This is a genomic window from Mesorhizobium australicum, assembly GCF_900177325.1.
Taxonomy (GTDB): Bacteria; Pseudomonadota; Alphaproteobacteria; order Rhizobiales; family Rhizobiaceae; genus Mesorhizobium_A; species Mesorhizobium_A australicum_A.
The window spans coordinates 3,692,395-3,718,162 of record NZ_FXBL01000004.1; the positions used below are offsets into that span (position 1 = coordinate 3,692,395).

At 65.0% G+C, this 25,768-nt stretch carries 31 protein-coding genes and 1 tRNA gene; 12 read left to right on the forward strand and 20 right to left on the reverse strand.

What is annotated here, in order from left to right; translation table 11 throughout:
• Window positions 1-95 precede the first annotated feature (95 nt).
• Together B9Z03_RS20690 and B9Z03_RS29930 are read left to right on the forward strand one after the other, a co-directional pair.
• Window positions 96-440, forward strand: coding sequence for a BRA0787 family protein (locus tag B9Z03_RS20690; RefSeq protein ID WP_085465936.1), 345 nt, complete (start codon window positions 96-98; stop codon window positions 438-440).
• A gap of 14 nt (window positions 441-454) precedes the next feature.
• Window positions 455-613, forward strand: coding sequence for a hypothetical protein (locus B9Z03_RS29930; protein ID WP_176247577.1), 159 nt, complete (start codon window positions 455-457; stop codon window positions 611-613).
• A 108-nt stretch (window positions 614-721) separates the two neighbouring features.
• On the opposite strand, the gene B9Z03_RS20695 is transcribed toward B9Z03_RS29930, so the two are convergent.
• The 3 genes from B9Z03_RS20695 to B9Z03_RS20705 form a co-directional block, all read right to left on the reverse strand.
• A complete protein-coding gene (locus B9Z03_RS20695; protein ID WP_085465937.1) occupies window positions 722-1,171 on the reverse strand; it encodes an RrF2 family transcriptional regulator in 450 nt (149 codons plus the stop codon).
• A gap of 296 nt (window positions 1,172-1,467) precedes the next feature.
• Window positions 1,468-2,217, reverse strand: a complete 750-nt coding sequence (locus B9Z03_RS20700) for a right-handed parallel beta-helix repeat-containing protein (RefSeq protein ID WP_085465938.1) — start codon at window positions 2,215-2,217, stop codon at window positions 1,468-1,470.
• Between the two features lie 509 nt (window positions 2,218-2,726).
• Window positions 2,727-2,802: transfer RNA gene (locus tag B9Z03_RS20705), tRNA-Ile, on the reverse strand.
• A 124-nt stretch (window positions 2,803-2,926) separates the two neighbouring features.
• Between B9Z03_RS20705 and B9Z03_RS20710 the strand changes: the two genes are divergently transcribed.
• Window positions 2,927-3,652: an SIMPL domain-containing protein gene (locus B9Z03_RS20710; RefSeq protein ID WP_085465939.1), complete on the forward strand. Its 726-nt coding sequence runs from the start codon at window positions 2,927-2,929 to the stop codon at window positions 3,650-3,652.
• 70 nt (window positions 3,653-3,722) lie between these two features.
• Here the strand turns inward: B9Z03_RS20710 and B9Z03_RS20715 are convergent, their stop codons facing one another.
• Together B9Z03_RS20715 and B9Z03_RS20720 are read right to left on the reverse strand one after the other, a co-directional pair.
• A complete protein-coding gene (locus tag B9Z03_RS20715; protein ID WP_139832348.1) occupies window positions 3,723-4,094 on the reverse strand; it encodes a hypothetical protein in 372 nt (123 codons plus the stop codon).
• A gap of 165 nt (window positions 4,095-4,259) precedes the next feature.
• Window positions 4,260-4,706: a YcgN family cysteine cluster protein gene (locus B9Z03_RS20720; RefSeq protein WP_085467791.1), complete on the reverse strand. Its 447-nt coding sequence runs from the start codon at window positions 4,704-4,706 to the stop codon at window positions 4,260-4,262.
• 172 nt (window positions 4,707-4,878) lie between these two features.
• Here B9Z03_RS20720 and B9Z03_RS20725 point away from each other — a divergent pair, with 172 nt between their 5' ends.
• From B9Z03_RS20725 to B9Z03_RS20740, 4 genes are all read left to right on the forward strand, one after another.
• Complete coding sequence (locus B9Z03_RS20725; protein WP_244561802.1) at window positions 4,879-7,023, forward strand: OmpA family protein; 2,145 nt, start codon at window positions 4,879-4,881, stop codon at window positions 7,021-7,023.
• Window positions 7,024-7,201: 178 nt separating this feature from the next.
• Window positions 7,202-9,313 (forward strand): DUF294 nucleotidyltransferase-like domain-containing protein, encoded by a 2,112-nt coding sequence (locus B9Z03_RS20730; protein WP_085465941.1) that lies wholly within the window; start codon window positions 7,202-7,204, stop codon window positions 9,311-9,313.
• 48 nt (window positions 9,314-9,361) lie between these two features.
• A complete protein-coding gene (locus B9Z03_RS20735) occupies window positions 9,362-9,598 on the forward strand; it encodes a type II toxin-antitoxin system ParD family antitoxin (protein ID WP_085465942.1) in 237 nt (78 codons plus the stop codon).
• Entirely contained in the window at window positions 9,595-9,888 is a 294-nt protein-coding gene (locus tag B9Z03_RS20740) for a type II toxin-antitoxin system RelE/ParE family toxin (protein WP_085465943.1), read from the forward strand. The genes B9Z03_RS20735 and B9Z03_RS20740 overlap by 4 nt, the downstream gene beginning before the upstream one ends.
• Window position 9,889: 1 nt before the next feature.
• Here the strand turns inward: B9Z03_RS20740 and B9Z03_RS20745 are convergent, their stop codons facing one another.
• From B9Z03_RS20745 to B9Z03_RS20760, 4 genes are all read right to left on the reverse strand, one after another.
• On the reverse strand, window positions 9,890-10,762 hold the full coding sequence (locus tag B9Z03_RS20745; RefSeq protein ID WP_085465944.1) for an SDR family oxidoreductase: 873 nt from the start codon (window positions 10,760-10,762) through the stop codon (window positions 9,890-9,892).
• Between the two features lie 55 nt (window positions 10,763-10,817).
• Window positions 10,818-11,213 carry a (R)-mandelonitrile lyase gene (locus B9Z03_RS20750; protein ID WP_085465945.1) on the reverse strand — a complete coding sequence of 132 codons (396 nt, stop codon included), beginning with the start codon at window positions 11,211-11,213 and terminating at the stop codon, window positions 10,818-10,820.
• Window positions 11,214-11,229: 16 nt separating this feature from the next.
• Window positions 11,230-11,514 carry an HlyU family transcriptional regulator gene (locus tag B9Z03_RS20755; protein WP_085465946.1) on the reverse strand — a complete coding sequence of 95 codons (285 nt, stop codon included), beginning with the start codon at window positions 11,512-11,514 and terminating at the stop codon, window positions 11,230-11,232.
• Window positions 11,515-11,596: 82 nt separating this feature from the next.
• Complete coding sequence (locus B9Z03_RS20760) at window positions 11,597-11,821, reverse strand: hypothetical protein (protein ID WP_139832349.1); 225 nt, start codon at window positions 11,819-11,821, stop codon at window positions 11,597-11,599.
• A 175-nt stretch (window positions 11,822-11,996) separates the two neighbouring features.
• Here B9Z03_RS20760 and B9Z03_RS20765 point away from each other — a divergent pair, with 175 nt between their 5' ends.
• Complete coding sequence (locus B9Z03_RS20765) at window positions 11,997-12,335, forward strand: hypothetical protein (RefSeq protein WP_085465948.1); 339 nt, start codon at window positions 11,997-11,999, stop codon at window positions 12,333-12,335.
• 86 nt (window positions 12,336-12,421) lie between these two features.
• Here B9Z03_RS20765 and B9Z03_RS20770 read toward each other — a convergent pair whose 3' ends face one another.
• Both B9Z03_RS20770 and B9Z03_RS20775 read right to left on the reverse strand, forming a co-directional pair.
• Window positions 12,422-13,033: a LysE family translocator gene (locus tag B9Z03_RS20770; RefSeq protein ID WP_085465949.1), complete on the reverse strand. Its 612-nt coding sequence runs from the start codon at window positions 13,031-13,033 to the stop codon at window positions 12,422-12,424.
• Window positions 13,034-13,064: 31 nt separating this feature from the next.
• Window positions 13,065-13,493 (reverse strand): VOC family protein, encoded by a 429-nt coding sequence (locus B9Z03_RS20775; RefSeq protein WP_085465950.1) that lies wholly within the window; start codon window positions 13,491-13,493, stop codon window positions 13,065-13,067.
• A 71-nt stretch (window positions 13,494-13,564) separates the two neighbouring features.
• Between B9Z03_RS20775 and B9Z03_RS20780 the strand changes: the two genes are divergently transcribed.
• Entirely contained in the window at window positions 13,565-14,155 is a 591-nt protein-coding gene (locus B9Z03_RS20780) for a TetR/AcrR family transcriptional regulator (RefSeq protein WP_085465951.1), read from the forward strand.
• 8 nt (window positions 14,156-14,163) lie between these two features.
• Here B9Z03_RS20780 and B9Z03_RS20785 read toward each other — a convergent pair whose 3' ends face one another.
• From B9Z03_RS20785 to B9Z03_RS20815, 7 genes are all read right to left on the reverse strand, one after another.
• The gene (locus B9Z03_RS20785; RefSeq protein ID WP_176247578.1) at window positions 14,164-14,463 is read right to left on the reverse strand and encodes a helix-turn-helix domain-containing protein; all 300 of its coding nucleotides are present in this window, start codon (window positions 14,461-14,463) and stop codon (window positions 14,164-14,166) included.
• A gap of 67 nt (window positions 14,464-14,530) precedes the next feature.
• A complete protein-coding gene (locus B9Z03_RS20790) occupies window positions 14,531-14,953 on the reverse strand; it encodes a secondary thiamine-phosphate synthase enzyme YjbQ (RefSeq protein ID WP_085465953.1) in 423 nt (140 codons plus the stop codon).
• On the reverse strand, window positions 14,950-15,570 hold the full coding sequence (locus tag B9Z03_RS20795; RefSeq protein WP_085465954.1) for a GyrI-like domain-containing protein: 621 nt from the start codon (window positions 15,568-15,570) through the stop codon (window positions 14,950-14,952). Before B9Z03_RS20795 ends, B9Z03_RS20790 begins: the two co-directional genes overlap by 4 nt.
• Before the next feature lie 118 nt (window positions 15,571-15,688).
• On the reverse strand, window positions 15,689-16,957 hold the full coding sequence (locus tag B9Z03_RS20800) for a TRAP transporter large permease (protein WP_176247579.1): 1,269 nt from the start codon (window positions 16,955-16,957) through the stop codon (window positions 15,689-15,691).
• A 5-nt stretch (window positions 16,958-16,962) separates the two neighbouring features.
• A complete protein-coding gene (locus tag B9Z03_RS20805; protein WP_176247580.1) occupies window positions 16,963-17,466 on the reverse strand; it encodes a TRAP transporter small permease in 504 nt (167 codons plus the stop codon).
• Window positions 17,463-18,458: a TRAP transporter substrate-binding protein gene (locus B9Z03_RS20810; RefSeq protein WP_085465957.1), complete on the reverse strand. Its 996-nt coding sequence runs from the start codon at window positions 18,456-18,458 to the stop codon at window positions 17,463-17,465. Before B9Z03_RS20810 ends, B9Z03_RS20805 begins: the two co-directional genes overlap by 4 nt.
• 50 nt (window positions 18,459-18,508) lie before the next feature.
• Complete coding sequence (locus B9Z03_RS20815; RefSeq protein WP_176247581.1) at window positions 18,509-19,642, reverse strand: M24 family metallopeptidase; 1,134 nt, start codon at window positions 19,640-19,642, stop codon at window positions 18,509-18,511.
• Between the two features lie 229 nt (window positions 19,643-19,871).
• Here B9Z03_RS20815 and B9Z03_RS20820 point away from each other — a divergent pair, with 229 nt between their 5' ends.
• Window positions 19,872-20,384, forward strand: coding sequence for a winged helix DNA-binding protein (locus B9Z03_RS20820; protein WP_176247582.1), 513 nt, complete (start codon window positions 19,872-19,874; stop codon window positions 20,382-20,384).
• Between the two features lie 40 nt (window positions 20,385-20,424).
• Here B9Z03_RS20820 and B9Z03_RS20825 read toward each other — a convergent pair whose 3' ends face one another.
• Window positions 20,425-21,513, reverse strand: a complete 1,089-nt coding sequence (locus B9Z03_RS20825; RefSeq protein ID WP_085465960.1) for a citrate synthase/methylcitrate synthase — start codon at window positions 21,511-21,513, stop codon at window positions 20,425-20,427.
• A gap of 75 nt (window positions 21,514-21,588) precedes the next feature.
• Here B9Z03_RS20825 and B9Z03_RS20830 point away from each other — a divergent pair, with 75 nt between their 5' ends.
• Both B9Z03_RS20830 and B9Z03_RS20835 read left to right on the forward strand, forming a co-directional pair.
• On the forward strand, window positions 21,589-22,800 hold the full coding sequence (locus B9Z03_RS20830) for a citrate synthase family protein (protein WP_085465961.1): 1,212 nt from the start codon (window positions 21,589-21,591) through the stop codon (window positions 22,798-22,800).
• 116 nt (window positions 22,801-22,916) lie between these two features.
• Window positions 22,917-23,531 (forward strand): hypothetical protein, encoded by a 615-nt coding sequence (locus B9Z03_RS20835; RefSeq protein WP_139832350.1) that lies wholly within the window; start codon window positions 22,917-22,919, stop codon window positions 23,529-23,531.
• A gap of 164 nt (window positions 23,532-23,695) precedes the next feature.
• On the opposite strand, the gene rpoD is transcribed toward B9Z03_RS20835, so the two are convergent.
• A complete protein-coding gene (gene rpoD, locus B9Z03_RS20840; protein ID WP_085465963.1) occupies window positions 23,696-25,714 on the reverse strand; it encodes an RNA polymerase sigma factor RpoD in 2,019 nt (672 codons plus the stop codon).
• Between the last annotated feature and the right edge of the window lie 54 nt (window positions 25,715-25,768).

The following is a 25,768-nucleotide window of genomic DNA, read 5'->3' on the forward strand; positions in this document are numbered from 1 at the left end:
CTATTGGACCTGGTGCATGCATGGCCACTGGTAGACGACGGAAATGATCGAGCTGCCGCTTTCCATGAGAACGGCCACGACCTGAGGAGATCGTCATGACGCGTTTGCTTCCCCCGCTGCACGAAGGCCATGCACCGATTTTCCTGCACCTCGCCTTCGACGAGGCTCTCGAAGCCTATGACGAATGGGGCCTTGCCCAGCCTGAGCCCACCGTGGAATTCGAGGGCCTACAGGTCCCGATCAGCTCGCTGTTCGGCCGGATGCGCTCCTGCACCGACATCCTGCCCGGCCGGGTGGTCGACCGCGTGAGCGAGCTTCTCGGCCCCGGCTGTGTCACGGGCTCCAGCCCCACCTACGCCGAGGCGGCGGTCGCCATGCGCGCGATCTGCGTTGAGCGGCTCAAGGGCGGCGTGCCTCTGCGCCTTGCGATGTCGAATTGACGGAAAGAGCAGTCATGTCGGCAATTGATCGATCCAACAGTCCGCCCCGCGGCCGCGCCGCCCAGCGGACCATTGCCGAGCGCGCCCTGCCCGCTGCGGTCGGCACCCTGCCTTATCTCATGTTCTTTGTGTCGATCGGCTTCGCGACCGGCATTATCCTGGGTCTCTTCTGAATCTGCGATGCCCGAGATGAGAACGGTTCACCGTTGGATCGCGCAGGCTCAAACCGCTCGCGCGCCGGCAGGTGAAACGATGTCCAAGCCGGACAGACGTCCCCAGGATCAGGCGAGGATCTGATGCGCCGGGGGCAGGTCGTCGTTGGCTGCATCCCGCATCTCGGCGAGGCTGCGTTTGTCCAGCACTTCGGCGATTGCCTGGCGAACGTCGAGCATGATGTGACGGACCTGGCATGTGGCCTCGTCGCAGTCGTCGCAGGCCTGGTATTGCGTGCGGCTGGCGCAAGGGATCGGCGCCAACGGACCGTCGAGGACACGCACCACATGACCGACCTTGATCTCGGTCGCAGGACGCGCGAGGCGGTAGCCGCCATCCTTGCCCTTCCGGCTCTGGACGAAACCGGCATTGCGCAGTTCGCTCAGAATGGCGTCCAGGAACTTCTTCGGAATATTCTGGTCGCGGGCGATCTCGTTGACGAATGCCAAATCCCCGACCGGCAGCTTCGCGAGATACACGAGCGCCTTGAGGCCGTATTTGCCTTTTCTGGTGAGCATTTCCGATGCTTTTCTGGCTCGCCGCCTGACGTGCTGCGGTCTGACTGGCGCCTTCGCACGGCGAATCCCAGCAGGCACCTAAGACAATAACGAATAAATTCTACTGACTTTATAAACAAGCCCGGAAAAATTGATTTTCCGTTATTTGCTTCGTGTCATTTGCATGAACTGGGATGAAGGACGAGGCCGCACGGCAGGTAACAAAGCTCCTGCGCACGCTTGGCACGTAACTTCAGGCGCCGCGCTGTGGGCGCGGCGCCTGTCGATCAGGCAAGCAGAGTGCTTGCTCTATCCGCTTACAGCGGGTTCACGTAGTCGCCCGAGACGGACGTGCAATTCAACAGGCCGAGCGCCGTGCCCAGCAGGCCGGTTCCCAGGATGGTGTTGTCACGCGACGCCCCGTTGAGGATGAGACCGTCGCCGCAGCGAAGCCCCGCCTCACCCGCGATCAGGTTGCCGTCCATCACGATGGTGTTTCCAAAGATGGTATTGTGGGCACCGTTCTGGTTCCAGATGCCGCGCCGGGCGCCGCTTCCGGCCTTTGCGAGGTTGCGCACGATGTTGCTGCCGACCGTGCTCGCGCTCGAATTCTCGGTGCGAATGCCATAAGCGTTGCCGTTGGTGGTCGCGGTAGCGGTGACGCCGTCGACCAGATTGCCGTTGATGTCGACGTCGCCGCTGACATTGATGCCGTGGAAATCCGTCAGGGCAGGAATCGTGCTGCCGCCCGTCGAGATGACCTCGTTATTGCGGACGGACGAGCCGTCGCCGCTGACGAAGATGCCGGTCTGCCTGTTGAAGTCCAGCACGTTGCTTTCGACCCGGTAGGCGCCGTCCGAAAGCTGCACGCCGGTGCGCCAGCCGCGGATACCACAGTTGCGAACTATGACATTGTTCCGTCCGGTCGCACTTATCCCGACCGCGGTGTTGCTCGCGCCGGCCGCGAGATTGCCGAGCTTGAAGTTGTTGCAGTCGATGGTGACGTTGTTGACGGTGACGGTGATGCCGGCGCCCGACGCGAGGTTCGTGGGCAGGTGCTGCTTCATGCAATACACGCCTTGGGTGCTGATGGTCGCCGGAACCGACGTAATGTTGGTACACTCGGTAATCTCAGCCGCCGCGGGGGAGGCGTAGATGACACCAACAAGAATTCCAAGACCGACCGCATTTCGTATGTATGCAAACATTCTCATTTCACCGCTCCTCCAAGAGCAATCTTGCTTTGACTCCCTCCGACGACTCCCACAACGCAATTATATTATCATCTAGTACAGAGTTGCGCGAGAGAACAGTTAGATTTGAATATTATTAACTTCGGTTAATATTAACGCTTGTTAACGAATTGCGAGGAATCGACATCCGGCAGTTCGTCGGTCGCACAACCGGTCAGTCGCCTTGAAAGATGAAATGCCCCGCACGGCGGCGTCATTTGCCGGAGCCGCGGCCCGCGCCATGTAGAGGGAGAACGTCACGACTCGGCCGCCTCGCGATGCACGCGAGCGACAACGCCTGAAGTCGGGCAGTCCGACAAATCGTCGGCCAATTGGTTTGATTCTGGTGGGCCCGGAGGGACTCGAACCCCCAACCAAGCGGTTATGAGCCGCCGGCTCTAACCATTGAGCTACAGGCCCCACGGCGGCTGGATTAGTGACTTTTGCCGCTTCGCACAAGCAGGCCTGGGCTCACGCCGCAGATTTGCCTTAGAACCGCGCGAACACCCTTCCGCATAGGGGCAGAAACGACCACGGAGCCATCATGAAGAAATCCACTCTCAAGGCCGCGCTTGCGGCGCTTGCGTTGCCGGCATTCGCGCATTCGGCCGCTTTCGCCCAGGAGGCGCCGCGACCCGCGCCGCGAATCGTCGTCACCGGCCAGGGCGAGGCGGCGATCGCTCCCGACATGGCGGTGCTGACGCTGGGCGTAATGCGCCAGGCCGACACCGCGCGCGCGGCTCTCGACGCAGCGAACGCGGCGATGGCCGAGGTTACGGCGGCGATGAAGGCGGAAGGGGTAGCCGATCGCGACCTGCAGACCTCCAACTTCTCCATTTCGCCGGTCTACGCCTACCCGACCTCCGACCAGCAGGGCCAGCCGCCGAAAATCACCGGCTACGAGGTCAACAACACGCTCACGGTGCGCCTGCGCGAGATCGCCAAGGTCGGCACCGTGCTCGACAAGGCGGTGACGCTCGGCGTCAACCAGGGCGGCGGCATCTCCTTCACCAATGACGATCCGTCCGCGGCCCTCACCGAGGCCCGCATCAAGGCGATCAAGAATGCGACGGCCAAGGCCAAGACCCTTGCCGAAGCGGCAGGCGTCGGGCTCGGCAAGGTGATCGAGATCTCGGAACAGAGCTACATGCCCCAGGCCGTTCCCTATGCGATGAAGGTCCGCGACGCCGCGGCAGCGAGCGTTCCGGTCGAGGCCGGCGAGAACGCTTACCGGGTCGACGTCAACGTCACCTTCGAACTCGGCCAGTAAGCGCCGGACACCGCGCACGAAAAAAGGCCGGAGGGGTGACCCTCCGGCCTTTTTGATTTCAGCCTGCGGATCAGTAGATCAGCGGGCAGCCCGGGGCGCGGGCGAAGGACACGCGCACGCGCTCGCCATACTTGCGGCCGCGCACGTCGACCGAGCGGCGGTCGATGTCGACCACGCGGGCGTGGCGGATACCCATGCGCTCGGCCTTGTTCAGGGCTTGGCCGGCCGAGCAGCCGCGGCGGTGCTCCCAGCGCCGGTCGTGGCGGCGATCATAGCGGCGGTAGGAATGGCCGCTGTCGCCAAACCAGACGCCGACGCTCGGCCCGTGATGGCCGCCACCGAGACCAAGATAGACGCCCGACTGGGCGGAAGCCGGTGCCGCGCCGAGCGCGCCGAGGCCGATGAGAGCGGAAAGGAATGCGGTCTTGAGGAGGTTGGCCATGGAAATTCTCCGTTTGCTGGGGCTTCGCTGAATTTCGATCGCCGAAGCGATTGCACGAAGATGCGCCGGCCGGCCTGAACGACAGCGGAACCTGCCGTTCATCTGTCATTCATGGATTACCGCCATGATTCTTATGGATTTTTTCCGGAAAGACGCGCCGGAAGGTCACGGCTCGTCGGCAAGCATGTGGTCGAAATAGTCCTCCGGCTCGGCCAGATCGCTCTCGTTGGCGGTGACTTTGCCCCGCACGGAGATGCCCGCTTTGTGCACCGTGTCGGCGCGGCCCGAGACGAGCGGATGCCACCAGGCAAGGTCCTGCCCGGTCGCCACCAGCCGGTAGGCACAGGTCGACGGTAGCCAGGGGATCGTGCGCACGTTCTGCGGCGTCAGCTGCACGCAGTCTTCCACTTTCTTCTGCCGGTTGGCGTAGTCGGTGCAGCGGCACGTGCCGGCATCAAACAAGCGGCAGCCGACGGAGGTGAAGTAGATGTCGCCGGTGTCCTCGTCCTCGAGCTTGGACAGGCAGCACTTGCCGCAGCCGTCGCACAGCGATTCCCACTGCGCGGCGGTCATCTCCTCGAGGGGAACGGTCTTCCAGAACGGTTGCGACATGGCGCGCATGTGTCCCCTGCCATCGTCCGGGTCAAGGCCGGCGCCGCAATTCCGGCGCGCCGCGCCACATCCTCTCCCACAATTCGCCCCGGTTGGATGGTGGAAGGAACCAAAGCCCCAGCAGAGGGTTTGCGTGCCGAAGGGCCGTCCAATACGGAATAAGGAGTCTGCCTTGAACAAGCTCAAAACAAAGATCGCCGCGGCGACCGCGCTTGGCCTCTTGATGGCCGAAGCAGCACCCGTGGCCTACGCCGCGCAGGCCGGCGGGGAGAACTCGTCCATCGACCGCATCGTCACCGGCCCGGTTCCCCAGGACACAATACTTCTGGCGCAGGGTGCAGCGGGAAGCTCCGAAGAGAGCGAGCAACTTCTGCCCCGCCAGCGCCAGGAACGCCAGAACCAGAAAGCCCGGCAGGCCCAGCCCGAACAGGCGGCGGAGGAACCCGCGCCACGCCGCAAGGGTCAGCGGCAGGATGCTGAACAGCCGGCGGAAGAGGCCCAGCCGCGCAACAATCGTCGCGCCCAGCAGCCTGCCGAACAGCAGGAAAAACCGGTGATCCGCCGTGCCGAGCCTGAAAAGCCTGCCGAGGCGCCGCCACGCCGGGAGGCGCAGCCCGCGGAAGAGACACAGCCGCGCAATAACCGCAAGGCGCAGCAGCCGGCCGAACAGGCGGAAGAGCCTGCAGCCCGTCCTGCCAAGCCCGAGCAGCGCGCTCAGCCGGAACAGCCGGCTGCGAGCAAGGGCGAAGGTCAGGCCTCGCGCGAGGAGCGCCTGCGTCAGCGCCGCGAGGCGCTCAAGAAGCTTCAACAAGGTCAGGACAACGGCGCCGATACGGGAAGCTCCGAACAGAAGCCGCCCCAGCGCGCCGAACCTGCCCAGCCCGCGCAGCCTGCCCAACCTTCTCAGGAGGCTGAGCCTCCGCGTCAGGCCCAGCCTGCGCAGCCGGCCGAACCGGCACAGCCTCCCCGCCAGGCGCAACCGGCCGAGCCGCCGGCCGCCGGCGCCGGTGAGGCGGAGCAGGCCAAGCCCAACGAGACCGATCGCGAGCGCCGCCTGCGCGAACGCCGCGAGGCGCTGCGCAAGCTGCAGGGCGAACAGCCGGCGGCTGAGGGCGGCACGGTGGAAGGCGGTCCCGCGCGCCAGCCGGGCGCAACGGAGCCCCCGCCCCAGCAGGCGGGCCAGCCCGGCGCCATTGAGGGCGCGCCCGAGAATGCGGCTCCGATCCTCGACAGCCAGAAGCCGCGTCGCCGCGGCGACGGCCGTCGCGATGTCGGTCAGGGCAACGAACCGGTTGCGCCGCCGATCGCGCGTTCGCCGACCCCGCCGCCGGCCAATGACGAGGATGCGCAGGCCAATGCGCCGCGTGTGGACGACCTTCCGTCCGTCCGCGACGAACAGGGCCGCCGCGTCGAAGGTCGTCCACGCCGCTACGAGCGGCCGGAAGGCGCGGACGTGCTGAAGGAGATCGGCAGCCGCGTCATCTTCGAGCTCGGTAACCAGCTCCTGATCGAGAACAACGATCGTTCCCGTCTCACCCGCGACTCGCGCGACGTCTACTATGAGGAGCTGCCGCGCGGCCGCACCCGCGAGACGATCGTGCGCCCGAACGGCGTGACCATCGTGACCATCCGCGACCGCTACGGCGAGGTGATCCGTCGTTCGCGCATCATGCCGGATGGCCGCGAATATGTGCTGGTCTATGTCGACGAGGACCGGCTTGATCGTGGCGGCCGCGGCGAATGGCGCGATCCGGGCGACGACCTGCCGCCGCTGGTCATCACCATGCCCTACGAGCAGTATGTCTTCGACGCCGAGCGGGTCGACTACAACGACGACGAGGCCTATTACGAGTTCCTCGAACAGCCTCCGGTCGAGAAGGTCGAGCGCCTCTATTCGGTGGACGAGGTGAAGCGGTCGGCCCGCGTGCGCGACAGCGTGCGGCGCATCGACCTCGACACGATCACCTTCGACACCGGCTCGGCTAACATCGACGACAGCCAGGTGGAAAAGTTGGACGGCGTGGCGAACGCGATGCTGCGCCTCCTGGAAAAGAACCCGGCGGAGACCTTCCTCATCGAAGGCCACACCGACGCGGTCGGCTCCGATCTGTCGAACCTGACGCTCTCCGACGAGCGCGCCGAGGCAGTTGCCTCGGCCCTCACCGAGGTGTTCCAGGTCCCGGCAGAGAACCTCACCACCCAGGGCTATGGCGAACAGTATCTGAAGATCGATACGCCGGCGGCCGAGCGCGAGAACCGTCGCGTTGCGATCCGCCGCATCACCCCGCTCGTCGCCCCCGTGGCGAGCGCGCAGTAGCAGATCCCTGCCCCGTCCCCCGATAGGGTGGACAGGACACCTGCCCGGCCGGCACCCACCGGCCGGGCTTTTTATCGATCTCCTGCCTGAGGAACGATGACCGCAGACGAAGGTCTGGTGTCGGCGCCCTTCTGTCTTTCCGCGTCATCGGCTAGCTTTGGCGCGGAGGAGAATGGAGATGAGGCCCACAACGGGCGCCACGCCGCTGGCCGCGCTCGACGCGGTGGCGATCGACACCGAGACGACGAGCCTCGACACGTCGGTGGCGCGCGTGATCGAGATCGGCGCCGTGAGGCTCGCCGGCGGTGAGGAATTCGCGACGCTGGTGGACCCGGCAATGACGATACCGCCGGCCTCTTCCGCGATCCACGGCATCAGCGCCGAGACGGTCGCCGGCGCGCCGCCTTTCCCGGAAGCCTATGCCGCCTTTGCCGCCTTTGCCGGACCGCGCGTCCTGATCGGCCATTCGATCGGCTATGACCTCGCCATTTTCGAACGCGAGGCCGCGCGCGCCGGGATGCGCTGGGCCAAGCCGCGCTCGCTCTGCGTGCGCCTGCTCGCCACCCTCGCCAGCCCGGCCCTTCCCGACTATTCGCTGGACATGATCGCGGCATGGCTCGGCGTGCCGATCGAGAGCCGCCACCGCGCGCTCGGCGATGCGAGGGCCGCGGCCGCCATCTTCGCCGCGCTCCTGCCGCGCCTGTCCGAACGCGGTGTGCGCACGCTTGCCGAGGCCGAGCGCGCCTGCCTGTCGCTGACCGCGGAACTGGAGACGCATCATCGCGCCGGCTGGGCCGAGCCGGTCCGCAGCCCCGCTGAGGCGCCGGCCCTTCTGCGCGCGGTCGATCCCTATGCCTACAACCATCGCGTGGCCGACATCATGTCCTCGCCGCCCGTCATTCTGCCGTCCTCGGCAACGCTTGCTGACGCGGTGGCGACGATGTCGGAACGGCGCATCAGCTCTGTCTTCGTTTCCGATCACGCCGCCCCCGCTGCGCCGCTCGCCGACTACGGCATTCTGACCGAGCGTGACGTGATGCGCCACATCGCCCGCGGCGGTGCGGCCGCGCTCGAACGACAAGCGGGTAAAACCGCGACGCGACCGCTGGTCTCCGTTCGCGAGAGCGCCTTTGTCTACCGCGCCATCGGCCGCATGGCGCGGCTGAAGATTCGCCATCTTGCCGTGCGCACCGAGGAAGGGCGCCTCAGCGGCATTGTCTCCGCCCGCGATCTGCTCAGGCTGCGCGGCGGAGCGGCCGTCAGCCTCGATGATGCGATCGAGGAGGCCGATACGGCTCGGCACCTGGCTGCCGCCTGGGCAACGCTTCCTTCGGTCGCGGAGGCGCTGATCGCCGAGCAGATCGACGCGCGCCAGATTGCCGGAGTGGTCAGCGAGGAGCTGAGGGCCATGACCCGCCGGGCGGCTGCGCTCGGCGAAGAAACGATGATCAGCGAGGGTCTCGGCTTCCCGCCCTGCCCTTACGCCATCCTCGTGCTCGGTTCCGGCGGGCGCGGCGAAAGCCTGCTCGCGGCGGACCAGGACAACGCCATCGTCTTTGCGCAGGGCGCACCCGGCGGACCGGAGGACCTCTGGTTCGCCGAACTCGGCCACCGCATGGCCGCGATCCTTGATCAGGCGGGGATTCCGTTCTGCAAGGGCGGCGTGATGGCGAAGAATCCAGAGTGGCGGGGCTCGGTGGCAACTTGGCGCGACCGCGTCGGCGAGTGGATGTCTCGCTCGCGCCCCGAGGACCTGCTCAATGTCGATATCTTCTTTGACCTGTACGCCGTCGCCGGCGACATCGACCTCGCCAACAGCCTGCATGATTTCGCCTATTCCGAAGGGCATCGCGCGACCGCCTTCGCGAAGCTTCTGGCCGGGCAGCTCGACGCGCTCGGCTCGCCCTTCGGCTTTCTCGGCAACCTGCAGACGGAAGACGGCCGCATCGACCTGAAGAAGGCCGGCCTGTTCCCGATCGTCTCGGCCGCACGCACGCTTGCCATCCGCCACGACATTCGCGCCCGTGGCACGCGCGACCGGCTGGAGGGACTGATCGCGAAACGCGTCGGCGCCGAGGCAGATCTCCGCGCGCTCTGCGATGCCCACGGCCTCATCCTGCGCCTGATGCTTGCCCAGCAGAGCAGCGACCTGCACGCCGGCATACCCGTGTCCAACAAGGTGGAACTTGCCCGCCTCTCGCGCGGCGACGTCTCGGCCCTGAAGGCGGCGCTGAAGCGCGTCCAATCCGTCCCCACGATGGTGCGCGACCTGATGTTCGGCGATGCTTGACAACAGGCAGCCCTAAATTACCATCTATTGGTAATTCAGGAGCATGCCATGACCAAGAACACCTCCATCTCCCTCGGCGCGCCCTATCTCGAATTCATCGACCGCCAGATTGCGAAGGGCCGCTTTGCCACCGCCAGCGAAGCCGTGCGCGCCGGCCTGCGTTTGCTGGAAGAACAGGAGATCGCACTGGAAAAATTGCGCGCGGCGATTGATGAGGGATATAGCTCCGGCGCGCCCGAGCCGTTCGACGTCGAGGATTTCCTCACTGAAATGAACGCCGAATGAAGCGGGCGTTACGCCTCCGGCCAGCAGCCAGGAAGGATATTCGCGAAATCTGGGACTACACGTCCAGAACATGGAGCCGCGCCAAGGCGAATGAATATGTGAGGATGCTCACCGGCTCATTGAACGTTGTCGACGTCAATCCCGGTCTGGCGCGACCGGCCGGCATCGGCGAAGCGGGCCTGCGCAAGTTCGTCGCCGGATCGCACGTGCTGTATTTTCACATCGAGCCGGAGAGCATCGACGTGGTTCGCATCCTGCATGGCAGCATGGATCCGAAACTCCACCTCTGACCTACCCCGGCAGCGCCTTCGCCACCTTGGTGGGGCTTTTTGCGAACGCCTCGTCCGGCACGAAGAAATCGCCCGCCAAAGGCCCTTTTGCGCCCGGCGCATAGGCCGAGAAATCGCTCACGCCCTCCTCGCGCAGCACAAGCTCGTCGATGAAGAAGTTGCCGGTGCAGTCGCGGGACGGCCTGGTCAGGATCGCATGCGCGGCGTCCGCCATGATGGCCGGCAGGCGGCTCATCGAGGCCACCGCCTCGCCGCCGAGCAGGTTGCGCACCGCGGCGGTGTCGATCGCGGTCAGCGGCCACAGCGAGTTGACCGCGATGCCGTCCTTCGCGAATTCCGCGCTCATGCCGAGCGTGCACATGGACATGCCGAACTTCGCCATGGTGTAGGCGACGTGGTTCTTGAACCATTTCGCAGCCATGTCGAGCGGCGGCGACAGGTTCAGGATATGCGGGTTCTGCGCTTTTTTCAGGTGCGGAATGCAGGTCTTGGAGACGAGGAACGTGCCCCGCGCATTGATCCCGTTCATCAGGTCGTAGCGCTTCATGTCGGTCTCGAGCGTGCCGGTCAGCTGGATCGCGCTCGCATTGTTGATGCAAATGTCGATGCCGCCGAACCGCTCGACCGTTTTCTCCACCGCCGCGGCCACCTGCGCCTCCTCGCGAATGTCGCACAGCACCGGCAGCGCCTTGCCGCCCGCGGCCTCGATCTCCTCAGCCGCCGTGTAGATCGTGCCGGGCAGCTTCGGATGCGGCTCCGCGGTCTTGGCCGCGATCGTCACGTTGGCGCCGTCCTGCGCTGCCCGCAGCGCGATCGCGAGCCCGATCCCGCGCGATCCGCCCGAGATGAAAATCGTCTTGCCTTTCAGCGACATGCCGCCCTCCCCCGATTCTGTCCGCGAACGACGTGATTCAACGCATCAAGCCGGCTCAACCACCATATTGCGCGTCCGTCACCGGCTCCAGCCAGTCGACATGCACTCCGTCAAGCGCCTCGTGAATCGCGATATGCGCCATCCGGGTCGTGGGTGTCGCCCCGTGCCAGTGCTTCTCCCCCGGCGGGATCCACACCGTGTCGCCAGCCTTGATCTCGTGGATCGCCTGTCCCCAAACCTGTGCAAGCCCCGCGCCCGACACGACATGCAGCGTCTGCCCAAGCGGATGCGTGTGCCAGTTGGTCCGCGCGCCAGGCTCGAACGTCACCATCGCCGCCCGCACGCGCGCCGGGTCGGGAGCCTCGACGATCGGCTCCTGCCATACCGTGCCGGTAAAATAGTCCGCCGGCGGCTTCTTGGATGCGGATGCGCCACAAGGTGTGATCTTCATGATTCCGTCCCGCCTCTCAGTCGAACATCCGGTCGCCCTGCTGGTCGATGATCTGCCGGCCTTTGACGATCGCGTGCTCGGCCGCCATGTCCTGCGAGGGAAAGCGGTCGGCGCGGATGAAGCGGTGCTCGCGCACGGTGCCGTCGATCTCGCGGGTGACGACGCCGCTCGTCTGCCATTGCCCGTTCTCCTGGAACGGCGTGGCGCGGATCAGGTATCCCGCGTGCTCCACTTCCTTCGCAGGCGCCGCGGGCGCGGCCGTGCCGCCTCCACCGCCGAACAATCTCTTCAGAAACGACATGCCCTGTCCTTCGCACATTTGCTTTGGCGCGAGCATAGGGCCGATCGCCGGCAGGCGCGAGTGCCGGAGCGGGATTCACCGTCTATTTGGCTGCGACAGACTTCTTTCTGACCTTATCGGGCTCGCCGCTCTTGATTGTCGGGCTCGCCACTGCGACGGGGTCGCTGGCAGGAAAGCTGTCTTCGAGGCCGCGCTCCAACTTCTCCTCGGCGGTCTTCTTGCCCTCATGGCGCTGTTCGGCCTGCTCCTTCCGCAGCGATTTCACCGCGGGCGATTTTTCGGTCTTCTTCATGTCGGCGGTCATCATGTCCTGGCCTCCTTCGGACAAACGAAACGTCCTGGCAGTTCGCAGGTTCCTCCGGTGTTGACGTTAGGTGAACTTCAGATGAATGCCTGGTTCGAAACCGGTTCAGGCTCGCTGCTTCATACCGTCCTCACTGCCGGCGAATGGTTCGCACGGCAGCCGACCAAAGGAGGACTACATGTTCAACAAGACCAAGACCCTCGCCCTCTCCGCTCTCATCGCGTTCTCGGCTATCGCGGCCGCTCCGTCCGCGGCCAGTGCGGGCGACATCAAGATCGACGTCCATTTCGGCACAGGCTTCGGTTCCGGGTTCGGCTACGGCCCGGGCTATGGATATGGCTACAAGCACTGCAGCCCCGGCAAAGCCCTCTACAAGGCCAAGTCCATGGGCCTGAAGAAGGCCTACGTCTCCAAGGCAAACTGGAAGGGCGTGACCGTGAAAGGCAAGAAGTTCGGCCAGAAGAAGATCGTCGCCTTCGGCAGCGCACCCAATTGCCCGGTGAAGTACTGGCAGTGATGCGCTGGCGGTAGTCGTCGGGCAGGACTGCCGCCAAGCCCCCGAGGCGCACGCGCCCGGGGGCTTTGCCGCGTCTATGCGAGCGTCTATCGTTCCGTCAGCGCCAGCCTTGCGCCGAGCGCGACGAAGGCGGCGGCGAATGTCCGCCGCATCCAGGCCATCGCCGTCGCACTGCCCAGTACCTTGTCGCGCATGGCCGCAGCGAACAGGCCATAGATCGCGAAGATGACGAAGGTCGCGGCCATGAACACGCCGGACAGTTCGAGCATCCGGGCCAGCACGTGCGGTTCGTCCGCCGCAATGAATTGCGGCAGGAAGGCCACGAAGAAGATCGACAGCTTCGGATTGAGCAGGTTGAGCAGGATGCCGTCGACGATGATCTGACCTGCGCTGCGCGCATCCGCCTCCGGATCGATGCGCATCGCACCGCGTTCCTTCAGGGTCGCCCAGGCCATGTAGAGCAGATAGGCGACGCCCGCATATTTGACGAGTTCGAACAACAGCGCCGAGGTGTGCAACAGCGCCGCGACGCCGGACAGCGCCGCGACAAGGTGCGGCACGATGCCCAGCGTGCAGGCGAACGCCGCCCACACACTCGTCCGCGCGCCCCGCGTCAGGCCCGCCGCGATCGTATAGACCGCGCCCGTTCCCGGCGAAGCGACGATGATCAGCGTGGTCAGCAGGAACTCGATGCTCATTCGCCATAAAGGCCAGTCGCATCGCCGTCTGTCAACGATCCGGCAACGCCTCGCCGGCGTATTGCGCCGCGAACTCCGCGCTCGGCGGGATCGGCTTGATCACGTCGATCAGCACGCCGTTCGGATCGCGGGTGATGAAATGGCGCTGTCCGAACGGCTCGTCGCGCAGCGTGCGCAGGATCGGCAACCCCGCCGCGACCACGCGTTCATAGACCGCATCCGGGTCCTTGACCTCAAAATTGATCAGGAGGCCCGACGCCTTGCCCCTGCCCTCCGGCGGCACGGTCTCGTGGTCGCCCGCGACGATGCCGAGGTTCACGCGCCTGTCGCGGGCCGATTGCAGGTGCACGTACCAGTCGCTCTCGAACAGCGGCCGGAACTCGAAATGCTCGACGTAAAATGCGGCCGTGCCGGCCACGTCGTCCGTCATCAGCACCGGATAATAGCTGGTCGTCTTCATCGCTCTTCCCTTTCCCAATCAACATACATACAATCTGTATGTCGAATTCAATTAACATACAGGCTGTATGTATGCAACAAGAGAACACGCGCCGCTCCAATGCCGAACGCAGCGAAATGATGCGTGCGACGCTGATCGAAGCGGCCCGCAGGCTCTTCACGGAAAAAGGCTATGCCGCTACCGGAACGCCGGAACTGGTTGAGGCGGCGGGGGTGACGCGCGGGGCGCTCTACCACCACTTCGCCGACAAGCAGGCCCTGTTCGCCGCCGTCGCCGAGGCCGAGAGCGCAGCCGTGGCCACCGAGATCGAAACGGCTGCGCCCGCGTCCCTCAAGCCCGCCGACGCATTGGTCGAAGGCTCCATGGCATATCTGCGCGCCATGCGTACGCCCGGCCGCACCCGCTTGCTTTTGCTCGATGGACCGGCGGTGCTCGGTCGTGGCGCGATGGACGAGATCGATGCCCGCCACGGCAACCGCACACTCCGCGAAGGCCTTGCGGCCGCCATGCGCGCAGGCGCTATCCGCCGGCTTCCGCTCGGTCCCCTCACCTCGATGCTGGGGGCCATGCTCGACCGCGCCGCGCTCGATTGCGAGAACGGCGTCGGCGAGCAGGAAGCAAGACAGGTCGTCGAGGCGCTGTTCGCCGGACTCGTCGCCTGATCCCGGGGTTACGGCACGTCGTCGTCCGCCGCGATCCCGCCCTCGCTTTCGAGAACCGACAATCGCCTCGTCTCGGAACGGGTGAATTTCAACCGCACGCCGGCGCCGCCGCCATTCTCGGGAATGAACACCGCGCCCGCCGCTTCGAGCGCGGCTTGCAGCCCCGCCTTCTGGCGAGCATCCAGCTCTCCCAAGCCCCGCTCGAAGGCGCGGATCGCCTCCACGTCGAGCCCGCACTGCGTGGCAAGCTGCTCGCGGGTCAGTTCGACGAGGGCGCGCGCGGCGCGCGACAAGGGTCCGGTGAGCATCATCCTGCCTCCTGCGGTGTCAGCCCAGTGAGACACAAGGCGGCCGGCATGAAAAGCCCCCTGATGCTCAGGCCGACAGGTGCAGCACGATCTCGCGGCGATGCGGCCGGTCGCGATGCTCGAACAGGTAGATGCCCTGCCAGGTGCCGAGCGCCAGCCGCCCGTCCGCAACCGGGACGGAGATCGACACCGCCGTCAGCGCCGCCTTGATGTGCGCCGGCATGTCGTCCGGACCTTCCGTCGTATGCACGATCCAGCGCATCGACGGATCGTTCGACGGCGGCACGAGACGGCGGAAGAACGCGTCGAGGTCGCGCCGCACGTCCGGATCGGCGTTTTCCTGGATCAGCAGCGAGCAGGAGGTATGCCGCACGAACAGCGTCAGCAGTCCGGTCTCGACGCCTGCCTCGCGCACGAAGCCCGCGGCCTCGCGAGTAAACTCGTAGAGCCCCTGCCCGCTTGTCGCGATGGAAATCGTCCGCTGCCTCATGACAGCCGCCGCACAGGCTGCCGCAAGACAGTGCGCAACTTTTCCGGCGCCGTCTTGCGCGGATCGCCGAGATAGATCTCGTGGTGGTGCCCTGTCTCCTTCAGGCCCTGCTGCGGCAGGTATTCGTCGTGCAGCCTCGCCAGCACCGGCCCCTCGTCATCATAGGAGCCTATATGCATGGTTTGCACGCACAGGCCTTCCTCAAGCCGTTCCAGCCGCAGGCTTGCCGGCCGCGGGCCAAGCTTGGCGCTGGCCTTGGCGGCCGCCGCGTCGACCATCTCCGCCGTGATCCAGTCCGGCTGCAGGATCATCATGGTCCAGGACCACTTGTCCTTCGCCCGCGACAGGAAGGTCGACATGTCGTCGGCCCACCACAACCCTTCCAGCGGCATCACCGCGTAGTCGCGCCCGAGTTCCCTCTTCGAGGCGAACTTGAGCGGATAGCTGACCGAATAGAGCCATTCGACCGCCGATTTATAGGAGGCCGCCGTGTTCGGATCGCCCGCGCCGTCGACCATCAGATAGGAGAGCGGCGGCACGTCCACCTCGACGAAGCGCCCGGCCGGCGGCGCATAGAGCGCCTTCATGCTCTTCTTGAAATCGATCTTGTCGGCCATCCGCTTCACCGCGCAACGTCGCGGCCTGTACTGCCACGCGGCCGATGCGCCGACAAGCACGGAGAGGATAGCGACCGCCGGCCCATGCCCCTGGGCCGGCGGTCAGGTCGCCATCTCCCTACATGATGACGCCGGGTAGCCAGGTCACGAGACCGGGCAGGAACACGATCGCCAGCACGACGACGAGCATGATCGCCACGAACGGCCAGATGTCGACCTTGAACACAGAGAGCTTCGCGATGTCCGCCGCGATGAACAGCTGCAGCCCGACCGGCGGCGTGATCGTGCCGATCAGGAGCGTGATGATCACGATGATAGCGAACTGCAGCTGGTCGATACCGAACTGCTGCACAAGCGGCATGAACACCGGCACGAAGATCAGCATGGCCGCTGTGCCTTCGACGAACAGCCCGACGAGCATGAAGATGATGATCACCACCAGCAGGAAGGCGGTCGGCCCTTCCACCAGTCCCGTCATCATGTCCTGCACCATGAAGCCGAAGCCCGACATGGTGAGGGCGAAGCCGAAGACCGAACCTGCGCCGATGATGTAGACCGGAACCGCCGTCGCCTCGACCGTCTCGGCCAGCAGCGGCATGATGTCCTTCACCTTCAGCTCGCGATAGACGAAGAAGCCGAGCAACAGTCCATAGACACAGGCGATCACGCCTGCCTCGGTTGGCGTGGTGGCGCCGGTGAAGATGCCTCCGAGGATGATGACGGGCGCAAGCAGGGCCGGGAACGCGGTCCAGATCGGACGCCAGCGATCCTTCCAGGGCATGTAAGGCTGGCGCGGATAGCCGCGGCGCGCCGACAGGAACGTCACCATCGCCATCAGGGCGAGCCCCACCAACAGTCCTGGGATGATGCCCGCCAGGAACAGCGCGCCAACCGAGATGTTGGTGACAGAACCGTAGATCACCATCGTGATCGACGGTGGAATGATCGCGCCGATCGTGGCGGAGGCCGAGTTCACGCCCGCGGCGAAGCTGGCGTCATAGCCTTCCTTCTTCATGTGCGGGATGAGGATGCGCCCCTGCGAGGCGGCATCCGCCGTCGCGGATCCGGACATTCCAGCGAAGAAGATCGAAGCCAGCACGTCCACCTGCGCGGTACCGCCGCGGAAATGTCCGACAAAGCAGCGAGCGACCTCAAGAAGCCGGTCAGTCAGCCCGCCACGGTTCATGATCACCGCTGCGAAGATGAAGAAGGGCACCGCGAGCAGCGTGTAGGAATTGATGCCGGAGAGTACGCGCTCCGCCATGATGGTCATGGGCAGGCCGTTGACCAGCAGCGAGAGAACCGCCGAGACGATCATCGCCGACGCGACGGACGCGCCGAGGACCAGGAACAGGATGAATGAAGCGAGGAGGACGAACAGTTCCACGGCCGTTATGCTCCCCGCCTGCGTTTCCAGCGCGCGACGCCGCGCAGCACGTAGAAGAGCGCGAATGCCGACCCGACCGGCACTGCCAGGTAGAAGATGACCTGCGGCACGTCAGGCATCGTGTAGAATTTCGCGTTGCGATGCTTCCAGGCGACGAGCATGCCCGAGTAGAGCAGCGCCGCTACGCCCGCGAGTTCGATCAGCCTGCGGATGAGGTCTGCGCCGCGCGCTACGCCCTCGCCGAACAGCGCCATGACCGCGTCGACGCGAATATGCGTATCGCGCGAAAACGCCGCCGCCGCGCCGAGGAACGTGATCCAGATGAAAAGATAGCGGCCGACTTCCTCGACCCAGGTCTGGGGGATGTTGAAGACATAGCGCAGCACGACCTGCGCGAAGGTGAGGCCGACGGTAGCCGCGACCAGCAGCGACGCGATCAGCGTCAGGAGCCGCAGGTCGAGGCTTTCGCGCCCCGGCCCGCTCCCCTGCCCCGGCTGGTGTCCGGTCATTCGGCCGACTTGGCCATCTCGATGAACTTGTCGGCACCGGGATTGCGCTCGGCGATCTCGGCCTGGAGCGGCGCCATCGCGTCGCGCCATTCCTGCGGATTTGCAGGCTCGACCACCTTGATTCCGGCCGCCTCCAGCTTGCCATAGGCGGCGTTCTCGGCCGGGATGTTGACCTCGAGATCGACATAGTCGCCGGTATCGACCGCGGCCTTCTTGATGATCTCCTGCTTCTCAGGCGACAGCGCGGCGAGCTTGGCCTTGTTCATCGCAAACAGCATCGAGCCGAACATATGCTGCGTCTTCAGCAGCGAGCTCGTCACCTCGTTGAACTTCATGTCGAGCCCGGCCGCCGCCGACGTGTCGAGGCCTTCCGCCACGCCGGTCTGCATGGCGGTGTAGACCTCGCCCCATGTGACGGGTGTGGGCTTGGCTCCCATCAGCTCGAACATGCGGATCCAGACGAAGTTCTCCGGCGAACGCATCCGCTTGCCCTGCATGCCGGCCAGCGTCGTCGGCGCGTCTCCCTTGAACATCAGGTCGCGGAAGCCGAGATGGATGAAGCCGAGCACTTCGACGTCGCTGTTGTCGCGAACCCCGGCGATCAGCCCTTGCCCGAACTCGCCCTTGTAGAGCTTGCGCGCTTGCTCCCAGCCCTTGAAGATCAGCGGCGTCGAGGTCGCCGCCATCGGCGGATAGAGCTTGTCGAGGATTGGGGTCGAGGTGATCGAGATGTCGATCGCACCCTGGTTCGCGAGATCGAGCGCCTCACGCTCCTGGCCGAGCTGCGCGGCCGGGAAGACCTGAACCGTGATCTCGCCTTTGGAATACTCTTTCGCAAGTTCGGCGAACTTCTTCGCCGCGATGTCGACCTGCCCGCCCACCGCGTGGTGGTGGGCAAGCCGGAGGGTCTCGGCAAGTGCCGCGCTGCCGGGCAGCGAGATTGAACCGACAACCGCGAGTGTTGCGGCAACTAAGATTGAAGGCAGTTTCATGACGTAGCTCCTAGTGTTCCCTTGTTGTTGTGACCCCTCCCAAGGTCGCGTCAGTAATTGATCGTCTGCCCGATCACCGGCAGCTCCTCGGGAGCCAGCCCGAGTGTCAGCAACCGGTAGCCCGTCTCGGTGACGAGCACGAGATCCTCCGTGTGGTAGGTCCCGGTTGCATGCTTCACCATCGGCTCGATGTTGATCACCATGCCGGCCATGAGCGGCGTCTTGTCGCCGGGCCTCAGCATCGGGTTCTCGTGCAGCTCGACCCCGAAGCTGTGCCCGATATGCGGCATCGTAAACGGCAGGCCGTGCTTGGCGTAGAGATCCTTGCAGAGGAAGAAGAGGTCTTCGGCCAGCACGCCCGGCTTCACCGCGGCGATCGTCTCGCGCTGGATGCGGATGAGTTTCGCGTAGACGTCCTTCTGCTCCTCGCTCGGCCGGCCCGCGGAATAGGTGCGCGCAAAGTCGCTGGCAAAGGCGCCGTAGGTTCCGCCGACGTCGAAGCGGATGATGTCGCCCGGCCTCGGCAGGACGTCCGACTGCGCGGTCGTGTGCGGATGTTTGGTTCGCTCGCCGGACGCGAACGCCATGAACAGCGTGCCGTCGGCGCCGTAATTGATGATGTTGTTGGCGATCTTCTGGGCCATGTCCGCCTCGGAATCGCCCTGGTTGCTGGCCTCCATCGCGTCGAGAACGGCCTTGTGCGTCTGCCGGGTGGCGGCTTCGATCAATGCGATCTCGCTCTCGCCCTTGATCACCCGAACCCCTGTGACAGTCTCGGTCGTGTTGACGAACTCGGCGTCCGGCAATGCGGCGGTCAGCGCTTCATAGGCCGAGACCGGCAGGTAATCGAGGTCGATGCCGAGCTTGCCGCTGCCCAGGCCTTCCTTCTTCAGTTCGCGCGCCAGCACCTCCACGGGGATCTCGGCAAACTCGGTGTAGGTACGCACATCCGGAATCCAGCTCTCCGAGCGCGTCAGGCTTTCCTCGATCGAGCAGACGATGTTGAAAGGCTCGCCCTTGGCCGGGAACACGGCATAGGCGTGACGGGGCCGGATCAGCCGAACCGTCGAGATATAGGCGCCGGATGCGTAGGCGAAATTCTCCGGGCTCATCGCGATCACCGCATCGAGACCCTCTTTGGCCGGAAGCGCCTTGATAGCCTCCGTATTGGGCGTGAACTGCATTTCGGAACCACCTCTCCACAATCGCATGTCAGCCGAGAGGCGGCACGGCCATCATGGCCTCGCTGTTCATTTCCCCTCAACTTGACGACAGATTGTCATCATTTTATCGCCACTTCAACGGTCTTTTTCTGCCGTGTAAATGATAAAATGCCGACAAATTAGGCATGGCATTGCCCCATTTTCCGGGACAGGCTAGATGGGAATCAGAAAGTGCTGCGGAGAAGACGCCGTGAACAAACCGCTCGACGACAAGGATACGGGCCAGATCGTGGATAGACTTGCGCCCCTCATGACCCAGTTCGAGCTGGCGATGATCGTCGCGCGCAATGCGCAGGAACAATGGGTCCTGCGCTGCGCAGCCGCGGCGGGGATGAAAGGCTATTCGACGACCGACTTGCTCGTCCTGCACATGGTCGGCTACGGGCCGAAGCGGCTCGCGGACATCTGCTTCAGCCTCAATATCGAGGACACCCACATCGTGTCCTACGCGCTCAAGAAGCTGCAGCGCGCCAGGCTCGTCGAGAGCGCGCGCATCGGCAAGGACACCTTCTTCCAGCCGACGGAAGAAGGGCAGAAGTTCATCGACGACTACAAGGCGATGCGAAAGCGCTTCCTGATCCGCGCGCTCGCCAAGTTCTCCAGCGGAGAGCTCGAGCTTGAACAGCTCGCCGAGATGCTGCGCGTCCTGTCCGGCCTCTACGAGCAGGCGGCCCGCAGCGCCGAGAACTCGATGGCGGTGTGACGCGCCGCGGCCTGCCGCCGACGCGTCTCCACCTTCACCGTCAGCCCGGCATCGCGCCCGTATAGATCGACGACGGCCTCAGGAGCCGCCCCGTCCGCTGCTGTTCCAGCGCATGCGCCGTCCAGCCGGCGGTGCGACCCACGGCGAAAATCGGCGTGAAGGCGCGCCGGGGGATCTTCAGCGCATCGAGCAGGATCGCAGTGTAGAATTCGACATTGGTGTCGAGCCTGCGGTCCGGCTTCGCCACCTCCAACGCCCGCCGCGCATAGGCCTCCACCTCCGCGGCGAAGCCGAGATCGGTGCCGCGCCCGCCCAGCCGCTCCACCGCGCGCTTCAGCACGTCGGCGCGCGGGTCGCGCACCTTGTAGATGCGATGGCCGAAGCCCATCAGCCGCTCGCCGCGCGCCAACGCTTCATCGATCCAGCTGGCGATGCGGTCCTGCGTCGCGATCGCGTCCAGCATGTCGAGCACCGGCTCCGGCGCGCCGCCATGCAGCGGCCCGGTCAGCGCGCAGTAGCCCGCGGTGACCGCCATGAACAGGTTCGCCTGCGTCGACGCCACGACACGCGCAGCAAAGGTCGACGCATTCATGCCGTGGTCGGCCACCGTGACGAGATAGGCGTCGAGCGCCTTCGCCTCCTCCACGCCGGCCTCCTCGCCGCGCATCATCCTCAGCAGGTCGGCCGCATGCCCGAGCGCCGGATCAGGCGCGACCGGCGCCTTGCCTTCCGCCTGCCGCACCAGCGCCGCCGCGAACACCGGCATGGCGCCGACGATCGCCGCCTCGGAGGCAAGCCCGTCGATCGGCGCGATTGCCGCCACGGCGACGCGGAAGGCGTCGATCATCGGCAGGCCCGCGGTCGCCGGAAGGATCGCCGGCAGGCGCTGGAATGCTGCCACCCGCGCCTGTCCAAGCCACCGCCTCGCCTCTGCCGCGTCGACCTCCCGCGCCATCGCAGCCGCCCACACCCGCGCCGTCAGCCCTTCGAAATCCGTATTCTGCGCAAGCTCGCCGATCCGCATGCCTGCCACGATCAGCTCCCCCTTCTCGCCGTCGACATGCGACAGCGCCGTTACCGCGGCTGCGACCCCGTCGAGGCCGGCGGCCGGATTGGAATGGATCGTCATGGTTTTATCTCCTGCTGCACTGCAAAAAGAGTAGGCCTCTTCCATCATTGATCAATCTTGATTAGCTTGATCAATATGAAAGCGATCTCTGCTCCTGCCTTCCTCACCGCCCGCGAGGCCGCCGCCGAGCTGTCGGTCTCGCTCGCGACCCTCTACGCCTATGTCAGCCGCGGCCTGGTCCGTTCGGAGCCGGTCGGCGACGGTCGCGCGCGGCGCTACAGGGCGGACGACATCCGGGCGCTGCGCCAGCGCCGCCGCGCCTCGGGTGCGGTGCAGCCCTCCGCCGAGGCGGCGATCCCGGTTCTCGACACGACCGTGTCGACCATAACCGAGGCCGGTCCGATCTATCGCGGCGTGCCGGTGGTGGCGCTCGCCGAGGCCGCGACCGTCGAACAGGCCGCCACGCTGCTATGGGACGTGCGCCGCGCCGATCCCTTCGAGCCCGCCAACATACCGGTCGTGGACGCTCCGATGCAGGCGATTTTCGAAGCCGCCCGCGATGCCAAGCCTCTGCCGCGCGCGATCGCCGTTCTGGCGCTCGCCAGCGATGCGGACCCGCGCGCCCACAACCGCTCCGCCGAGGGCCGCGCAGCGGCTGGCGCGCGGGTGATGCGGCTGGTCACGGCGGCGGTGCTTGGCGCCGCCCCCTCTCCCTTGCCGATCCACCGCCAGGTGGCGCAGGCCTGGGCGAAGGACCATCCCGCAGCCGAAGACTTGCTGCGTCGCGCGCTGGTGCTGCTCGCCGACCACGAGCTCAACGCTTCGACCTGGACCGCGCGCTGCGCGGCTTCCACCGGTCTCAACCTCTACGACGCGGCCATCGCCGGCCTCGCCGCGCTGAAAGGCCCGCGCCATGGCGGCGCCGGCCCGCTCGCCGCCCGCATGGTCGCCGAACTCGGCGACGGCGACATCGCGGCGGCGATAGCGGACCGCGTAGCGCTCGGCGAGCCGATCCCCGGCTTCGGCCACACCGTCTATGTCGATGGCGATCCCCGCGCCGACGTGCTCCTGCGCGCGCTCGCCGCCGCGGGCGCCGACCCGCGCCTGGCCGTCGAGTTGCCTCGCCTCGTCACCGAGGCGACGGGACTCTACGCCAACATAGACTATGCGCTGGCCGTGCTGATGCGCACGCTGAACCTGCCCGTCGGCCACGAAACCGCGCTCTTCGCCATAGCCCGCGCCTCAGGCTGGATGGCGCACGCGATCGAGCAGCTCCAGTCCGGCCTCCTGATCCGCCCCCGCGCGCGCTATGTCGGGCCGGAGGCAGGGCGAACGAACAACATTTAGGGTTCAAATACCCGCACAGCAGTCGCTATCGGCCTGCACCGCAAGACTTCATTCAATCACAGATTGAAAAACAAAGTTCGACGTGCAGTTATGTATCTGCATCGGGGGATTGCAGAATGGGCGACGTGCTCACCATCAACTATGGCTATTGTGCGAACGACAGTTTGACCTGTCATATCACAATAGCAGCGATGACGACGTGGGTTCCAGCCATGCTGGCAGCTCTTATCGCATCGTTTCTGACGGTGCGGCGATATTGGCGACAGCAAAGCCATCGCAACACGCATGTTCTTCATGCGCTCTGGGAGGAAACACGAACGGTGTGCTTCGACTGCCAACAATGGATCGACTACAATTCGATCCTTTCGGCCAAGAGAAGAGCCCAGACCGAGCCGGGATACAGGCCCTATACGGTCGCCTTCGTCACCAGCAGACGCAATGTGGAAGCACTAATATCCGACATGCCGGGGATAAATCCTGAACTTGCCAGATGTGGATTCCGCTTCCACTACCGCGACACAATAGCCATCGAGTTCACCAACGCAGTCATTTCCGACAGGTGGACAACGCTGGCCGAAGACCAAAAGCTCTTTGCGCTCGACGATTTGGATATGGCAATACGCGAACTACGAATCGCCGCCAAGGAACTGCACTACAAATTGGCTGAATTGCTGGGTGTCCAGCCAGATGAGAACGTAATGCGAAATACCGTTCCGATCGGCTTCCACTAGGACGGTCTAGATAAGGGGGCGAACAGGTCCGATTCTCATTTCAGTCTCCAGTTTCGCCGCAATCAAGCATCCAGACTACGCGCGAACAGTGAATACGCCGTTAGCATTCCAACCGCAAGCCCGCCGGGCGACGCGCTGCAACGCCGCCGCGGCTTAACTGGGCCTCAGCTATCCAGGAAGCTCCTCAGCTTCCTCGACCGCGACGGATGCTTCAGCTTCCGCAGCGCCTTTGCCTCGATCTGGCGGATACGCTCGCGCGTCACCGAGAACTGCTGGCCGACTTCCTCCAGCGTGTGGTCGGTGTTCATGCCGATGCCGAAACGCATGCGCAGCACGCGTTCCTCGCGCGGGGTGAGCGAGGCGAGCACGCGCGTGGTGGTCTCGCGCAGGTTCGCCTGGATCGCCGCGTCGATCGGCAGGATGGCGTTCTTGTCCTCGATGAAATCGCCGAGGTGCGAATCCTCCTCGTCGCCCACAGGCGTCTCGAGCGAGATCGGCTCCTTGGCGATCTTCAGCACCTTGCGCACCTTTTCGAGCGGCATGGCGAGCTTTTCGGCCAGTTCCTCCGGCGTCGGCTCGCGGCCGATCTCGTGCAGCATCTGGCGGCTCGTCCGCACGATCTTGTTAATCGTCTCGATCATGTGCACCGGAATGCGGATCGTGCGCGCCTGGTCGGCGATCGAGCGGGTGATCGCCTGCCGGATCCACCACGTCGCATAGGTCGAGAACTTGTAGCCGCGACGATACTCGAACTTGTCCACCGCCTTCATCAGGCCGATGTTTCCTTCCTGGATCAGGTCCAGGAACTGCAGGCCGCGGTTGGTGTATTTCTTGGCGATCGAGATCACCAGGCGCAGGTTCGCCTCGACCATCTCCTTCTTGGCGATCGCGGCTTCCCGCTCGCCCTTCTGGACCTGGTTGACGATCTTGCGGAACTCGCCGATCGAGATCGCGGTCTCGGTCGCGAGGTTCTGGATCTCGGCCCGCAGATCGCGGATCGCGTCGCGCTCGTTCTTGGTGAATTCCTTCCAGCCGCGCGAAACCAGGTTCGCGATCGACTTGATCCAGTTCGGATCGAGCTCGGAGCCGTGGTATTCGCGCAGGAACTCCTCGCGGCGCACGCCATAGCTCTCGGCGAGGCGCAGCAGCTTTCCCTCGTTCTGCACCAGCCGCTTGTTGATGTCGTAGAGCTGCTCGACCAGCGACTCGATGCGGTTCTGGTTGAGCGACAACGACTTCACCGCCGTGATCAGCTCGTCCTTCAGCTGCTTGTAGCGGCGCTCCTGGCCGGACGACAGCGCGCCCATGGCAGCGAGACGCTGCTCGACCTGCTGGTCCTGCAGCTTGCGCAGCTTCTTGTAGGTGTCGGCGATGACGTCGAGCGTCGCCATGACCTGCGGGCGGAGTTCCGCCTCCATCGCGGCCAGTGAAAGGTTCTGCTCGTCCTCGTCCTCTTCCTCGTCCTCGACGCGGTTTTCGCCGCCGACATTGGTGATGTCGTCCTCGTCGTCGCGGCCGCGACGTGCCTGGCGCGGCTCTTCCTTCGGCTTGGCGTCCTCGTCCACGCGCTCGACGATCGGCGCCTGCTTGGCCTCGGGGCCGGCATAGGTCGCCTCGAGATCGATGATCTCGCGCAGCAGGATCTTGCCTTCGTTCAGCTCGTCGCGCCAGATGATGATCGCCTGGAAGGTCAGCGGGCTTTCGCACAGGCCCGCGATCATCGTCTCGCGGCCGGCCTCGATACGCTTGGCAATCGCGATTTCACCCTCGCGGGAGAGCAGCTCCACCGAGCCCATCTCGCGCAGATACATGCGCACCGGGTCGTCGGTGCGGTCTGTCGGCTCTTTCTTGGTGACGGCGGCGACCGCCGTGCCGGTCTGTTCGGCCAGCTCGTTCGCCTCTTCCTCGCCGTCGGAACCCGAATCCGCCTCGGCCTCGTCGTTCTCGCCATCCTCGACGACGTTGATGCCCATGTCGTTCAGCATGGCATTGACGTCTTCGATCCGGTCGGGATCCGTCTCCTCGGAGGGGAGCACGGCATTGAGCTCGTCAAGGGTGACATAGCCGCGCTTCTTCGCGAGCTTGATCATCTTCTTGACGGCATCGTCGGACAGGTCGAGCAGAGGCCCGTCGGGGGCGCCTTCGCGTTCGGTCTCCGCCTCTTCCTTTTCCTTTGTCGCCATTCCTTGCATCTCCAAACGCAGGCCGCCTGCTTCCGTCCCTACTAGATAGGGCGC